Source organism: Bradyrhizobium sp. Gha, from assembly GCF_900113735.1.
In the GTDB taxonomy this organism is placed as follows: domain Bacteria; phylum Pseudomonadota; class Alphaproteobacteria; order Rhizobiales; family Xanthobacteraceae; genus Bradyrhizobium.
The window spans coordinates 1-14069 of record NZ_FOQM01000013.1; the positions used below are offsets into that span (position 1 = coordinate 1).

13 protein-coding genes and 1 pseudogene are annotated in these 14069 nt (G+C 65.0%); 13 read left to right on the forward strand and 1 reads right to left on the reverse strand.

Translation table 11 applies throughout. The features are described from left to right. The first annotated feature begins 405 nt into the window (after nt 1-405). The 12 genes from BM222_RS17315 to BM222_RS17370 all read left to right on the forward strand — a co-directional run bounded on the left by BM222_RS17315 (nt 406) and on the right by BM222_RS17370 (nt 11643). The gene (locus tag BM222_RS17315) at nt 406-1692 is read left to right on the forward strand and encodes a DUF445 domain-containing protein (RefSeq protein ID WP_092229626.1); all 1287 of its coding nucleotides are present in this window, start codon (nt 406-408) and stop codon (nt 1690-1692) included. A 202-nt stretch (nt 1693-1894) separates the two neighbouring features. Next, on the forward strand, nt 1895-2665 hold the full coding sequence (locus BM222_RS17320; RefSeq protein ID WP_092229628.1) for an esterase/lipase family protein: 771 nt from the start codon (nt 1895-1897) through the stop codon (nt 2663-2665). 214 nt (nt 2666-2879) lie between these two features. Next, on the forward strand, nt 2880-3746 hold the full coding sequence (gene paaX / locus BM222_RS17325) for a phenylacetic acid degradation operon negative regulatory protein PaaX (protein WP_092229629.1): 867 nt from the start codon (nt 2880-2882) through the stop codon (nt 3744-3746). Nucleotides 3747-3822: 76 nt separating this feature from the next. Next, entirely contained in the window at nt 3823-4815 is a 993-nt protein-coding gene (gene paaA / locus BM222_RS17330; protein WP_177243293.1) for a 1,2-phenylacetyl-CoA epoxidase subunit PaaA, read from the forward strand. A 9-nt stretch (nt 4816-4824) separates the two neighbouring features. Continuing rightward, on the forward strand, nt 4825-5112 hold the full coding sequence (gene paaB, locus BM222_RS17335; protein ID WP_008136594.1) for a 1,2-phenylacetyl-CoA epoxidase subunit PaaB: 288 nt from the start codon (nt 4825-4827) through the stop codon (nt 5110-5112). Continuing rightward, nucleotides 5112-5888, forward strand: a complete 777-nt coding sequence (paaC, locus tag BM222_RS17340; RefSeq protein WP_177243281.1) for a 1,2-phenylacetyl-CoA epoxidase subunit PaaC — start codon at nt 5112-5114, stop codon at nt 5886-5888. The genes paaB and paaC overlap by 1 nt, the downstream gene beginning before the upstream one ends. Beyond that, nucleotides 5882-6385 (forward strand): 1,2-phenylacetyl-CoA epoxidase subunit PaaD, encoded by a 504-nt coding sequence (gene paaD / locus BM222_RS17345; protein ID WP_092229634.1) that lies wholly within the window; start codon nt 5882-5884, stop codon nt 6383-6385. Before paaC ends, paaD begins: the two co-directional genes overlap by 7 nt. Nucleotides 6386-6513: 128 nt before the next feature. After that, nucleotides 6514-7596, forward strand: a complete 1083-nt coding sequence (paaE, locus tag BM222_RS17350; RefSeq protein WP_092229635.1) for a 1,2-phenylacetyl-CoA epoxidase subunit PaaE — start codon at nt 6514-6516, stop codon at nt 7594-7596. 55 nt (nt 7597-7651) lie between these two features. Then, the gene (gene paaI / locus BM222_RS17355; protein WP_177243282.1) at nt 7652-8101 is read left to right on the forward strand and encodes a hydroxyphenylacetyl-CoA thioesterase PaaI; all 450 of its coding nucleotides are present in this window, start codon (nt 7652-7654) and stop codon (nt 8099-8101) included. Nucleotides 8102-8129: 28 nt separating this feature from the next. Continuing rightward, a complete protein-coding gene (paaK, locus tag BM222_RS17360; RefSeq protein ID WP_092229639.1) occupies nt 8130-9461 on the forward strand; it encodes a phenylacetate--CoA ligase PaaK in 1332 nt (443 codons plus the stop codon). A gap of 78 nt (nt 9462-9539) precedes the next feature. Next, nucleotides 9540-10544: a quinone oxidoreductase family protein gene (locus BM222_RS17365; protein WP_092229853.1), complete on the forward strand. Its 1005-nt coding sequence runs from the start codon at nt 9540-9542 to the stop codon at nt 10542-10544. Between the two features lie 43 nt (nt 10545-10587). Next, entirely contained in the window at nt 10588-11643 is a 1056-nt protein-coding gene (locus tag BM222_RS17370; RefSeq protein WP_092229641.1) for a YeeE/YedE family protein, read from the forward strand. Here the strand turns inward: BM222_RS17370 and BM222_RS17375 are convergent. Next, nucleotides 11622-12578, reverse strand: a complete 957-nt coding sequence (locus BM222_RS17375) for a DMT family transporter (RefSeq protein ID WP_502690900.1) — start codon at nt 12576-12578, stop codon at nt 11622-11624. The two genes, BM222_RS17370 and BM222_RS17375, sit on opposite strands and share 22 nt — an antisense overlap. Before the next feature lie 61 nt (nt 12579-12639). Between BM222_RS17375 and pdxR the strand changes: the two are divergent. Continuing rightward, nucleotides 12640-14069 (forward strand): annotated as a pseudogene (gene pdxR, locus BM222_RS17380) (MocR-like pyridoxine biosynthesis transcription factor PdxR).

Here is a 14069-nt window from a genome sequence, read left to right on the forward strand (position 1 = left end):
CCTGCCCGCCGCAAGCGGAATGTTGGTGCAGTCGTGACCCTCGCGACGACCGAATGTGAGTTTGATCTGGCATGCAAACCAGATTGCCAAAACCGGCTCGACCCTTGGATCGCAAACCGAAAGGAGCTTCCGCCGCTACGCCCGACCACACCAGCCTGATGGCGTGCTCGGTCAAGTCAAGGTCAAGCCGCTGCGCGGCGGCCCTCCGGGCCGACCTTGACTTGACCTGCGCGCGCCATCTTCACACTTCCACGGTCGGGACGAAGAGCTGGCCTGCAATCGAACAAAGAGCTGATCAAACACCTTGACACGCAAACTCCCCATGTGAGCAATCCAGTCTGTCTCCGTGGAAAGACTCTGGATTGCTTCGCTTCGCTCGCAATGACGGAGTAGGGTGATGCAGTGATGACTCCATCAGGCCGCTTCTCATTTGATTCCCCCGGCGATGCCGAACGGGCGGCTGAGCTGCGCCGCGTAAAGGCGCTGGCGACGCTTGTGCTGGCCTCGACGTTGACGCTGTTCGTCGTCGCGAAATTGCTGCTGCCCGTGCATCCCGTGTTCGGCTTCATCGCGGCCTTCGCGGAGGCCGCGACCATCGGCGGGCTCGCCGACTGGTACGCCGTGGTCGCGCTGTTCAGGCGGCCACTCGGCCTGCCGATCCCGCATACCGCGATCATCCAGAGCAACCAGGCCCGGATCGCCGACAAGCTCGGCGAATTCATCCAGGTCCATTTCCTCGAGGCAGGTCCGGTCGAGGCCAAGCTGAAGGAGATCGATTTCGGCTCTTTCGTCGCCGACTGGCTGCGCGACCGCAAGCGCAGCGACGACCTCGCGCGCTTTGCGCTGCGTCTGCTGCCGGAAGCGGTGTCCGCGACCGAAAGCTCCGGCCTGATGACCTTCATCATCCGCCGCATGTCCTCGCAGCTTCAGGCGATCGACCTCGCGCCGCTCGCCGCCGGCACGCTGCGCGGGTTTGTTGCTGAGGGGAGGCACCAGATCCTGTTCGACGATCTCCTGCGCGTGATGCACGAGACGTTGAATCAGAAAGAGACGATGGCCATGATCCGCGAGAAGGTCCGCGCGGAGTTGCCGACCCTGCTCAAGCTCTACCGCGCCGACAAGTTTCTGGTGAACAAGATCGTCTCGTCCGCGACCGCCTTCTTCAATGAGGTGCGCAGCGATCCCAAGCATCCGTTCCGCGCCGAGTTCGACCGCATGGTGTTGAGCTTCGTCGACCGGCTCGGCACCGACCAGGCCTATATCGACCGCATCGACGGCTTGAAGCGCGATCTGCTGGCGCGGCCCGAGCTTGCCGATCTCGCCCGGACCGTCTGGGCCAACACGCGCTCCTTTATCGAGCGCAGCGCGTCCGGCGAGACGCAGGTGCTGCAGCATCATCTCGCCGGCATGTTCGTTTCGGCGGGCGATGTGCTCGCCGGCGATGCCGAGCTGCGCGGCGAGATCAACATGGGCCTCGTGACGGTGCTGCGCAGCTTCGTGGCCGACCAGAAGAGCGGCGTCTCGACCTTCATCTCCGACCAGGTGAAGGCATGGGACATGGCACAGCTGATTTCGCTGATCGAAATCAACATCGGGCGCGACCTGCAATACATCCGCTTCAACGGTTCGCTGATCGGCGGGCTGGCTGGTTTTGCGCTCTACTCCGTCGAATTCCTGCTCCTGAGGTTGTGACTTTTGCGTGACGGACGTTAGCATTAACGCGCGAGCCTATTGTCGCTTCGCCTCTCGCGCGCTTGAATGTGTGGAACCGGCCGCCTAGCTGATTCATGTTGCGCTGCGGAACGATCAAGAAGCCGGCGTATTGGAATTCATGCCCATTGCCGGCATCCCAGCCGGCGGGCCGCTTCAGAATTCTTCCCAAGGGGATCGATTGATGACCGCTACTGCCCAGACGCTGCGCCCGCCGTCCCGTACTCTGATGCTTCTTGAAGGACGTGCGATCCACGAGTTCGGCGCATTCCTCGGCGCGCTGCCGCTGCTGAGCCTGGCGCCGCGTGGCGACGGGCAGCCGGTGCTGGTGCTTCCCGGCCTCGTCGCCTCCGACGTCTCCACGCGCGCGCTGCGAACCTTTCTGACCAGCAAGGGCTATGCGGTGAGCGGCTGGCGCCAGGGGCGCAACTACGGCCTCCGCGAGGGCGTGCAGCATGCCATGGTCGATCTGGTCGAGGAGCTCAACGACAAGCATGGCCGCAAGATCAGCCTGGTCGGCTGGAGCCTCGGTGGCCTCTACGCGCGCCAGCTCGCCAAGATGATGCCAGAGCGCGTCCGCCAGGTGATCACGCTCGGCAGCCCCTTCGCGGGTAATCCCCATTCGACCAATGCCTGGCGCGTCTATGAATGGGTGAGCGGGCGGAAGTCCGACGAGGTCGATCCGCGCTTCGGCGGCGAGCTCGCCGCCCCGCCGCCGGTGCCGACGACGGCCATCTTCAGCCGCACCGACGGCGTCTGCGCCTGGCAGGGCTGCATGGAGAAGACGGGCGCGCAGACCGAGAGCATCGAGGTCGAGAGCAGCCATTGCGGCATGGGTCATCACCCCGCCGTCGTCTACGCGGTGGCCGACCGCCTCGCGCAGAAGGAAGGCCAGTGGCGCCCGTTCGACCGCAGCGGCTGGCGGAGCGTGGTCTATCCCGATCCGCAGAGGTGATCTTCGCCTCTCCCGCTCGCGGCAGAGGCCGACACGCGAAGCGTGGCGGGTGAGGGTTCTTTCCTCTTGGCGATTGTCCCGTTGCGGAGACACCCTCTCCCCAACCCTCTCCCGCAAGCGGGAGAGGGAGCCCAGTGCCGATGCCGTCGCATCGTGCAAGGCAAGCATCGCTCCCTCATTGTCGCGCCTGCACCAAACGCGCTATCCCTCGCCCATGGCGCATCCGCTCTCCCGCATCATCGATCAGCTCAAGCGTGAGCCCTCACGCACCGGCTCCATCGTCATCACCATGTTCGGCGATGCCATCGTGCCACGCGGCGGGTCGGTGTGGCTCGGCACGCTGCTGGAATTCTTCGAGGGCCTCGATATCGATGGCAGCGTGGTGCGAACGGCGATGTCGCGCCTTGCGGCCGACGGCTGGCTGACGCGCGAAAAGGTCGGCCGCAACAGCTTTTATCGGCTCGCCGAGAAGGGCCGCGAGACATTCGAAGCGGCGACACGCCACATCTACGATCCGCCGCCGCCGAACTGGACCGGTCGCTTCGAGCTGCTGCTGATCGGCAATGGCTGGGATCGTGATGTCTCACGCGAGGCGCTGCGCAATGCCGGTTTCGGCAGCCCGCTGCCGGGCGTGTGGGTGGCACCGTCAGGCGTGCCGGTGCCGGAGGAGGCCGCAGGTGCCATCCGTCTCGAGGTCTCGGCCGAGGATGACAGCGGCCGCCGCCTGCTCAGCGCGAGCTGGCCGCTCGAGCGCACCGCCGATGCCTATCTGAAATTCATGAAGACGTTCGAGCCGTTACGCGCCGCGATCGCGCGCGGCACGGATTTGTCCGAGGCCGATGCGTTCACCGCGCGCATTCTGCTGATCCACTATTACCGCCGCGTCGTGCTGCGCGATCCGCTGCTGCCCGAGAGCCTGCTGCCGGCGGATTGGCCGGGCAGGGCGGCCCGCGAACTCTGCGGCGAGATCTATCGCGCGCTGCTTGTCCCGTCCGAACAATGGCTTGATAGCCATGGAACCAATGAGAAGGGCCCGTTGCCGGCGGCGCGAAAGCTCTTGGAACGGAGATTTGGCGCCTGATTTTATGTTACAGAAATATCTTGCATGACGCAAATTCTGTTATATATTGCCTCCCAACAAGACGGGAGGAATGCGCATGTATACCCAGGCGCTGAACACGGCCGAGACCGATGATCGCGGTCTCGAAGATGCGGCGAAGGCTGCGCAGTTCCAGGCCCGTATCGATGCCGAAGAGCGCATCGAGCCGAACGACTGGATGCCGGCGGCCTATCGCAAGACGCTCACCCGCCAGATCTCCCAGCACGCGCATTCCGAAATCGTCGGCATGCTGCCCGAAGGCAACTGGATCACGCGCGCGCCGACGCTGCGCCGCAAGGCCGCGCTGCTCGCCAAGGTGCAGGACGAGTGCGGCCACGGGCTCTATCTCTACGCCGCGGCCGAGACGCTCGGCACCTCGCGCGAGGAGCTCGTCGATGCCATGCTTGCGGGCAAGGCCAAATACTCCTCCATCTTCAACTACCCGACGCTGACCTGGGCCGACATCGGCACCATCGGCTGGCTGGTCGACGGCGCCGCGATCATGAACCAGATCCCGCTGTGCCGCTGCTCCTACGGCCCCTATGCACGCGCGATGATCCGCGTCTGCAAGGAGGAGTCGTTTCATCAGCGCCAGGGCTACGAGATCATGCTGACGCTGTGCCGCGGCTCGGACGAGCAGAAGGCGATGGCGCAGGATGCGCTGAACAGGTGGTGGTGGCCGGTGCTGATGATGTTCGGCCCGCCTGACGCCACGAGCCAGCACAGCGACACGTCGACGAAGTGGAAGATCAAGCGCTTCTCCAATGACGAGCTGCGCCAGAAGTTCGTCGATGCCACGGTGCCGCAGGCGCAATATCTCGGCCTCACCATTCCCGATCCAGGCATGACACAGGATGCCGAGGGCCATTGGCGGTACAGCGAGATCGACTGGACCGAATTCAAGCAGGTGCTCGCCGGCAACGGCCCTTGCAATCGCGACCGCATGGCGGCACGCCGCAAAGCGCACGATGAGGGGGCCTGGGTGCGCGAAGCCGCTGCCGCCTACGCTACCAAGCGCGCACAGCGTCAGACCGCACAAGCCGCGGAATAGGAGATCGATATGGCCACGCCGAACACGCCGCTGTGGGAAGTCTTCATTCGCAGCCGCAACGGGCTCGCGCACAAGCATGTCGGCTCGCTGCACGCGAGCGACGCCACCATGGCGCTGCAGGCCGCCCGCGACATTTACACGCGCCGCGGCGAGGGCCTCTCGATCTGGGTCGTGCCGTCGACCGCGATCACCGCCAGCGATCCCGCCGAGAAGGGCATGATGTTCGAGCCGGCCGAATCGAAGATCTACCGGCATCCGACGTTCTACGAGGTGCCGGAAGAAGTGGGGCATATGTGATGCCCGTTGCCAACGTCGAGGTCTCCGAAACGCCCCTGGTGCTCTACGCGGTGCGTCGTGCCGATGATGCGCTGATCCTCGGTCACCGCCTGTCGGAATGGTGCGGGCATGCGCCGATGATGGAGGAGGACATGGCGCTCTCCAACATCGCCCTCGATCTGATCGGCCAGGCACGTGAACTGTACACCTACGCCGCCAAGGCCGAAGGCGGGGATAACGACGAGGACAAGCTCGCGTATTTGCGCGATGTCAGGCAGTACCGCAATCTGCTGCTGGTCGAGCAGCCCAATGGCGACTTCGCCCAGACCCTGGTGCGGCAGTTCTTTTACTCCGCCTTCGCCGATCTTTACTGGCGCGCGATGATGAATTCGCGCGACGCGACGCTCGCAGCCATTGGCGCGAAGTCGGAGAAGGAGAGCGCCTATCATTTGCGCCACGCCTCGGAATGGATCATCCGCCTCGGCGACGGCACGGAAGGGAGCCATGTTCGCGCGCAAGGAGCGATCGACCACCTCTGGGCCTTCACCGGCGAGATGTTTGCCGTCGATGATGGCGAGCGCGCCCTGATCCATGCCGGCATTGCCATCGATCCAGGCACGCTGCGCGGCGGTTGGATGACGACGCTGTCCGATGTCGTGAGCGAGGCAACCCTGACGCTGCCGCAGAACGACTGGATGCAGCAGGGCGGCCGCTCCGGTCGACACAGCGAACATCTCGGCCATCTCCTGTCCGAGCTGCAATCGATGCAGCGAACTTTTCCGGGGCAGACATGGTGACGGTGCCCGATCGAGACAGCGAGCTGCGCCAGCGAGCTTGGGAGGCTGCGGCGAGCGTGGTCGATCCTGAGATCCCCGTGCTGACCATCGCCGATCTCGGCGTGCTCCGCGATGTCATCGTCGACGGCGATCATGTCGAGGTCGCGATCACGCCGACCTATTCGGGCTGCCCGGCGATGAACATGATCGCGCTCGAAATCGAGGTCGCGCTGGAGCGCGCCGGCTTCCGTCACCCGAAGGTACGCACCGTGCTGTCGCCGGCCTGGACCACCGATTGGATGAGCGAGGAGGGCCGCCGCAAGCTGCGCGCCTACGGCATCGCGCCGCCGCTAGCCTCACGCTCGCGCCGCGCGCTATTCGGCGAACAAGCCATCGTGTGCCCGCAATGTGGCTCGGGGAATACCGAGCTGCTGTCCGAATTCGGCTCGACCTCCTGCAAAGCGCTGTGGCGCTGCAAGGCCTGCCGCGAACCGTTCGATTACTTCAAGTGTCATTGAGGCGCACGATGCCAACCCGACCGTCGTTGCGAGCGCAGCGAAGCAATCCAGACTACTCCACGGAGGGATTCTGGATTGCTTCGCTGCGCTCGCAATGACGGCTGTGACTCAAATCTAGGGTATTCGAGATGTCGGCAGCCGCACCGCGCTTCCATCGTCTGGCCGTCAACGACCTCCGCCGCGAGGCATCGGATGCTGTCTCGATGACCTTTACCATTCCCGGCGAACTCGCGGGCGACTACGCCTTCACGCCCGGCCAGTATCTCACGCTCCGCACCATGCTGGACGGCGAAGAGGTGCGTCGCTCCTATTCGATCTGCTCCGGCCCGGATGATGGCGAGATCCGTATCGCCGTGAAGAAGGTCGACGGCGGCGCGTTCTCGAGCTGGGCGGCGGACGAGCTGAAATGCGGCGACGAGCTCGACGTGATGACGCCGACCGGCCGCTTTGGCGTGGTCCCGCCTGCTGATGCCGGGCGCATCCATGTCGGCTTTGCCGCGGGCTCCGGCATCACGCCGATCCTGTCGATCGTCAAGGGCATCCTGGCGCGCGAGCCGGACAGCCGCTTCTTTCTGTTCTACGGCAACCGTACGACCGACAACATCATGTTTCTCGAGGCGCTCGAGGAGCTGAAAGATCGCTTCATCGACCGCCTCTCGATCTTCCACGTCATCTCCGGCGAGGAGCAGGACATCCCGATCCTGCACGGACGGCTCGACGGCGACAAGGTGAGGGTGCTGCTGCGCTCGCTGGTGCCGGCCGCAAGCGTCGACCACGTCTTCGTCTGTGGTCCATCGGGCATGAGCGAAGACGTTGAGGCGACCTGCCGCGATCTCGGCATCGCCGACGACCGCATTCACGTCGAACGCTTCGTCTCGGAGTTTGGCGGCAAGCCGCGGCCGAAGAAGGCCGTTGCGCCCGACGCGCCCCCGAAGGCGATCGCCTCCCTGATCATCGACGGCAAGCGCCGGGACGTTCCGGTCGCCGAGGACGAGGCGATTCTCGATGCCGCGCTGCGCGCCGGCATGGATTTGCCCTTCGCCTGCAAGGGCGGCATGTGCTCGACCTGTCGCGCCAAGCTGGTCGAGGGCGAGGCGCCGATGGACCTGAACTATTCGCTGGAACCGTGGGAGCTGAACGCCGGATTTATCCTCACCTGCCAGGCCAAGCCATCATCCCAGCGCGTCGTGGTCGACTACGACCACGTTTGACAGTGTTGAGCATCAGGCAGAACATCATGTGCAAGCAGTTCGCCGGGAGAAGCGCGTGAACGTCAAAGCCGCCCTGTCGTCCGAGGATGTTGCCCGTGCCTGCGCTGAGGCAATGTGGGCGGAGGACGATGCCTCCAAGGGTCTCGGCATGGAGATCGTCGAGATCGGCCCGGGCTTTGCGACGCTCGCCATGACGGTGCGGCCGGACATGGTCAACGGCCAGCGCATCGCCCATGGCGGCTTCATCTTCACGCTCGCCGACTCCGCTTTCGCCTTTGCCTGCAACTCGCACAACGATCGCGTTGTTGCGGCGCAGGGCCAGATCAGTTTCATCAAGCCGGGCAAGCTCGGCGATCGCCTGGTGGCGAAGGCGCGGGAGGTTACGCGCGGCGGCCGGTCCGGCATCTATGACGTGCGCGTCACATCAGGCGATACCGTCATTGCAGAATTCCGCGGGCATTCGCGTGTCATTCCCGGCACATGGCTGCCGCAGCAAGACGAATAAAAGAACGAACCGATGTGGGGAAACGAGAATGGCTCTGACCAGGCGCAAGGAAGGTGGTAACACCTATCGTGCCGAGATGGATGCGCAGGAGCGCGCGTCGCGCGACGAGATCATGGCGCTGCAGAAGCAGCGGCTGGCCTGGTCGCTCAAACACGCCTACGACAACGTCGCGCATTATCGCACAGCCTTCGACAAGGCGGGCGTGCATCCAGCCGATTTTCACGAGCTCTCCGATCTTGCGAAGTTTCCGTTCACGGTGAAGACGGATCTGCGCGATAACTATCCCTTCAACATGTTCGCCGTACCGCGTGAAAAGCTGGTGCGCGTGCATGCCTCTTCGGGTACGACGGGAAAGCCGATCGTGGTCGGCTATACGCAACGCGACATCGACACCTGGTCGGAGGTGATGGCGCGCTCCATCCGTGCTGCCGGCGGCCGCACCGGCATGATCATCCACAATGCCTACGGCTACGGTCTCTTCACCGGCGGGCTCGGCGTCCATTACGGCGCCGAAAAGCTCGGCTGCACGGTGGTGCCGATCTCCGGCGGCATGACCGAGCGGCAGGTGCAGCTCATCAACGACTTCAGGCCTGATATCATCACGGTGACGCCGAGCTACATGCTGGCGATCCTCGACGAGTTCAAGCGCCAGAAGCTCGATCCGCGCCAATGCTCGCTCAAGGTCGGCATCTTCGGGGCCGAGCCCTGGACCAATGCGATGCGCAGCGAGATCGAGGACGCTTTTGACATGGACGCGACCGACATCTACGGCCTCTCCGAGGTGATCGGTCCCGGCGTGGCGCAGGAATGCATCGAGACCAAGGATGGGCTGCACATCTGGGAGGACCATTTCTACCCTGAAGTGATCGACCCGGTAACGGGCGCGGTGCTGCCGGATGGCGAGCAAGGCGAACTGGTCTTCACCTCGCTGACCAAGGAAGCGTTCCCGGTTGTTCGCTATCGCACCCGCGATCTGACGCGGCTGCTGCCGGGCACGGCGCGGCCCGGCATGCGGCGCATGGAGAAGGTGACGGGCCGCTCGGACGACATGATCATCTTGCGCGGCGTAAACTTGTTCCCGACCCAGATCGAAGAGGTGCTGCTCGCGACCGACTGGTGCGGTGGACACTTCATCCTCGAACTGACCCGCGAAGGCCGCATGGACGAGCTGACCATCATCGCCGAGGCGCGACCCGAAAGCTGGGACGGCCGTGGTCTGGTCGACCACGCCGACCGGATCTCGACCCATATCAAGAACACGATCGGCATCAGTTCCAGGGTGCAGGTGGTAGCGCCCGCCACGCTGGAACGCTCGCTCGGCAAGGCCAAGCGCCTCTATGACAAGCGGCCCAAGGACTGACCTGAACGACTGACTTGACCGATTGACTTGACCGCCTCCAGAGGCGACAAGGCCCGCGAGAAATCGCGGGTCTCTTTCATGTCGCCAGCCGATAGCAAGACCGTCGAAGCGCGTTGCGTGCGCCTCAATGCCAAGGCAGAGAACGCCGCGGCGGTTACGCCCGTGGTCGAGCAACATACGCTGAGCCGCGGCCCGAACGACCTGCTGATCGAACTGAAGGCGGCCGCGGTCAATCCGTCCGACGTCAAGGCCGCAACTGGCCTGATGCCCTATGCGGTGTTCCCGCGCACACCCGGCCGTGACTATGCCGGCGTGGTGATCGACGGCCCGGCCGGCACAAGGGGGCGCGAGGTGTTCGGCTCTTCCGGCGATCTCGGCATCCGCCGCGATGGCACCCATGCCAGCCATCTCGTGGTCGAGGCGGATGCGGTGGTGGAGAAGCCGAAGGCGCTGTCGTGGGAAGAAGCTGCCGGGATCGGCGTGCCCTTCGTCACCGCGATGGAGGGCTTTCGCCGTGCCGGCGTGCCGAAGAGTGGCGAGACGGTCCTCGTGTTCGGGGTCAATGGCAAGGTCGGTCAGGCCGCGGTGCAGATCGCAACCTGGCAGGGCGCACGCGTGATCGGCGTGGTGCGCAAGGCCGAAGCCTATGATGGCCACAGCAATGCGCCGATCGAGGTGATCGACGCCTCTGCGGTCGACGCCGCCGTGCGCGTGCGCGAATTGACCGGTGGCAAGGGTGCCGACATCGTTTTCAATACGGTTGGCGATCCCTACTTCCAGGCTGCGCACAGGTCGCTCGCGTTGCGCGGCCGCCAGATCCTGATCGCCGCGATCGACCGCATCGTGCAGTTCAACATCCTCGAATTCTATCGCGGGCAACACACCTATGTCGGCATCGACACGCTTGGGCTGTCCTCGGCTGCGACCGGCGCGGTGCTGCGTGAGCTCGGCCCCGGCTTCGCCAGCAGCCACCTGAAGCCGTTTCCGATCCGGGCGAATGCGATCTATCCGTTGGAGCGGGCGAAGGAGGCTTATGCCGCCGTTGCCGGGTCGTCGCGCGATAGGGTAATCCTGCGGCCATGAAGCTCGCAAAGACGGAGAATGGCGAGAGGTCTGAGAACGATCAATGGAATCCACCCCACTCGTGATCCTCGCCGGCCTCGTTATCGGCCTCGTCTATGGCTCCGTCGGCCTGCTCAGCGGCTTCTGCCTGATGAGCAGCATGCGCGGCTGGTTGGCGGAGGGAGACGGGCGGTTGGTCCGGTCTTATGCGCTGGCGATTGCGGTGGCGATTGCGGCGAGCCAGTTCCTCGCCGGCACCGGCATGATCGATCTCGGCAAGTCGATCTACCTGCAGCAGACTTTTTCACTGCCCGTGCTGTTCCTCGGGGGCCTGCTGTTTGGTTATGGCATGGTGCTGTCGAACGGCTGCGGCTCGCGGGCGCTGGTGCTGCTGGGCCGCGGCAATCTCCGCTCCTTCGTCGTCGTGACCGTGCTTGCCATTGCCGCGCAGATGACGCTCAAGGGCCTGATCGCGCCGGCGCGCATTGCGCTGGTTCAGGCTTCGCAAACAACCGTGAACGTCAATTCGTTGCCCTCAGTGCTGGCGACGCTCGGTCTCGCTGAGGGTGCTTCGCGAGCTTTGGCCGCAGCCGCGATCGCCTTGGCGCTGATCCTGTTTGCCTTCGCGCATACGGCGTTCCGCCGCTCTCCGGGCCAGATCGCGGCCGGGGTCATTGTCGGGCTGCTCGTCGCCGGCGGATGGTTCGTGACCGGCTATGTCGGCGCCGACGATTTCAATCCTGTCCCGGTCACCTCGCTCACCTTCGTCGCGCCGATCGCCGACAGCCTGCAATACGCCATGCTCTCGACCGGGCTGACGCTGAACTTTGGCATCGCGACGGTTGGTGGGGTTTTTGCCGGCAGCCTGGTCACTGCGCTCGTCACCGGCCGCTTCAAGCTCGAAGGCTATTCGTCGCCGCGCCACATGCTGCGCTCGGCCGGCGGCGCCGCGCTCATGGGCATCGGCGGCGTGATGGCCTTTGGCTGCTCGATCGGGCAGGGACTCACCGGCGTGTCGACGCTCGCGCTGGGCTCCTTCATTGCGGTCGCCGGCATCGTGCTCGGCACCGCGGCAGGTCTGCGCGGCAGCTTGCGCGTTCAGCCGCTCGCGGTCGCCTGACGGCGCAGCAGCCGGTCGCCCAGCGTCGCAAGGCCGATGCCGGTGACGATCAGTGCCGCCGCGACGACAAGGCTCCTGTCGATCGGCTCACCCAGGAGGATCGCCGCGCTGGCGATGCCGACGAGCGGCGTCCCGGTGGTGCCGAGCGCCGTCGTCAGCGCCGAGATGCTCTTGTTGACCATCGACATCGCCCAATAGGCCAGCGCAGTCCCGATCAGGCCGGAATACAGCAACAGCAGGACCAGCTTCCACGACCATTGCGCGTGCGGCAGGCCATCCGCGATAACCGCTGACACTGTCAGCACGATCGTCGCCACGAGCACCTGCCAGATCAGGAGCTGGAGCGGGGATGCGATCCAGCGGTGCGCGCGGATATAGATGATGTTCGCAGCCCAGGAGATCGCGGCCAGAATGACCATGCCGGCGCCGAGCACGACGTTGGTGTTGGTCCAGTCGATCGACGCCGGGTTCAGGATCACGGCGAGCCCGATCAATCCCAACAGGGCGCCGGCAAGCTTCGCCACGCTCAGCGTATCCTTTCCGAGCAGAGGCGCCGCGATCGCGACCCAGAGCGGCGTGGTGTAGCCGAGCACGACGGCCTTGCTCGCCGGCAGGAAACGCACACCGGCCGCAACCAGCACGGAGAATATCGTCATGTGCAGCAAAGCGACGCTGAGCACCACGGGAATATCGCGCCGCTCCGGGATCACCAGATTGTCGCTCAATGCGAGGATGACGAACAGCCCGGCCAGCGCGATCCAGCTGCGGATCGCCGACGTCCACAGCGGCGGAAGGAATTGAACGATCTGCTTCGTCATCGACCAGTTCACGCCCCAGGCCAGCACGACGATGAGAAACAGGCCGATCGCTGCACGGGGTGACAGGGAAGAGTTCATCGCAAAATCCTTGAAGCCGTCAGATCCGGTGGATAGCATCTCGCCTGGCACCCGAAAAAGTGCCAGATCGGAGAAGATGGAGGTGCCAGTTTCGGAGAGCATGATCGCTGGCCTGGTCGAGCTCGACCGGGCGGACGAAGAGGGGCTGGTGGCACAATTGACCGGCCAGCTCCGAAGGCTGATTGCGGCCGGCCGCCTCGCCAAAGGCCGCGCGCTGCCGTCGAGCCGCCGGTTTGCGAGCGACCTCGGCGTCTCCCGCAACACCGTCACTTATGCATTCGAGCAGCTTGCCGCCGAAGGGTATCTCGAGGCGTCGCACGGACGTCGTCCCGTGGTGACCGTCGATGGCGGAGAGCGCTTTGAAGCCGCGGGCGGGGGCGGCTCGAGCCTCCGTCCCGGCAAACCGCGGCTATCACCCTGGGCATCGAAGCTCACGCAGACCGATTGGCCGATGTCCTATCAGGCGCCGCTCAAGCCGTTGCGTCCGGGGCATGGCGATGCGCGGGAGTTTCCGAACGAGGTCTGGGCGCGCTGCCTGCGCCGCAGCGCCGTGCGCGCTGCCAAACGAGAGCTTGGCCCGGTCAACCGAACGCGCTTGCGTGAAGCGCTGGCGCATTATCTGGCGGCCGGCAGAGGCGTTCGCGCGACGGTGGACCAGATCATGGTCCTGCCGAGTGCGCAGGCCGCACTGACGCTGATCGCGGCCGTGCTCATCACACCAGGCGATGAGGTCTGGGTCGAGGATCCCGGCTATCCCGGCGCTGCAGCCGCCTTCCGTGCGTCGGGCGCGCGGGTGACCGGCATCGGGCTCGACGAGCAGGGCATGCAGCGAATGCCGGGCATGACGGCGCCCAAGCTCGTCTTCATGACGCCCTCGCACCAGCATCCGACCGGGCGGTTGATGTCGCTGGCGCGCCGGAGCGAGTTCTTGAGATCGAGCAGGCCCGGCAAGGGTGGATCATCGAGGACGACTACGATGGCGAATTCCATTATGACAGCCGTCCGGTGCCGGCCCTGCAGGGACTCGATGCCCATGGCCGCGTGTTCTATGTCGGCACATTCTCGAAGGCGATGACGTCGGATATCCGGCTTGGCTATCTCGTCGCGCCGCCGGCGCTGGTCAGTGCCCTGGAGATCGCGCAGCGGCACATCGGGTTGATCGCGTCCAGCCACATCCAGGAGGCGCTCGCCGAGTTCATCGCCGACGGGCATTTCCTCGCGCATCTGCGCCGGATGCGCCGGCTCTATCACCTCAGGCGCGATCATCTCGTCGCGGGGCTGGAGCGCTATCTCGGCGAGGTGCTCTCGGTCGAGGTGCCTTCGGGCGGCATCCAGCTCGTCGCGCGTCTCAGGCGCGGTCGCGCCGATCAAGCGGTGGTCAAGCGGTTGGTCGAGGCAGGCGTCGAAACCCGGGCACTATCCAGCCTGGCGCTGGGACGGCCGCGCGATCATGGCCTGCTGCTTGGCTTTGCGGCCTGGCGCGAGAGCGAGATCAGCGCAGCGCTGCGGACGATGGCGTCGTGCTTCTAG

What these genes read in the sequence shown, in the direction of transcription:
- BM222_RS17315 (WP_092229626.1), top strand. Translation starts at nt 406, where the DNA reads ATGACTCCATCAGGCCGCTTCTCATTTGATTCCCCCGGCGATGCCGAA.
- BM222_RS17320 (WP_092229628.1), top strand. Translation starts at nt 1,895, where the DNA reads ATGACCGCTACTGCCCAGACGCTGCGCCCGCCGTCCCGTACTCTGATG.
- paaX (WP_092229629.1), top strand. Translation starts at nt 2,880, where the DNA reads ATGGCGCATCCGCTCTCCCGCATCATCGATCAGCTCAAGCGTGAGCCC.
- paaA (WP_177243293.1), top strand. Translation starts at nt 3,823, where the DNA reads ATGTATACCCAGGCGCTGAACACGGCCGAGACCGATGATCGCGGTCTC.
- paaB (WP_008136594.1), top strand. Translation starts at nt 4,825, where the DNA reads ATGGCCACGCCGAACACGCCGCTGTGGGAAGTCTTCATTCGCAGCCGC.
- paaC (WP_177243281.1), top strand. Translation starts at nt 5,112, where the DNA reads ATGCCCGTTGCCAACGTCGAGGTCTCCGAAACGCCCCTGGTGCTCTAC.
- paaD (WP_092229634.1), top strand. Translation starts at nt 5,882, where the DNA reads ATGGTGACGGTGCCCGATCGAGACAGCGAGCTGCGCCAGCGAGCTTGG.
- paaE (WP_092229635.1), top strand. Translation starts at nt 6,514, where the DNA reads ATGTCGGCAGCCGCACCGCGCTTCCATCGTCTGGCCGTCAACGACCTC.
- paaK (WP_092229639.1), top strand. Translation starts at nt 8,130, where the DNA reads ATGGCTCTGACCAGGCGCAAGGAAGGTGGTAACACCTATCGTGCCGAG.
- BM222_RS17365 (WP_092229853.1), top strand. Translation starts at nt 9,540, where the DNA reads ATGTCGCCAGCCGATAGCAAGACCGTCGAAGCGCGTTGCGTGCGCCTC.
- BM222_RS17370 (WP_092229641.1), top strand. Translation starts at nt 10,588, where the DNA reads ATGGAATCCACCCCACTCGTGATCCTCGCCGGCCTCGTTATCGGCCTC.
- BM222_RS17375 (WP_502690900.1), bottom strand. Translation starts at nt 12,578, where the DNA reads ATGCTATCCACCGGATCTGACGGCTTCAAGGATTTTGCGATGAACTCT.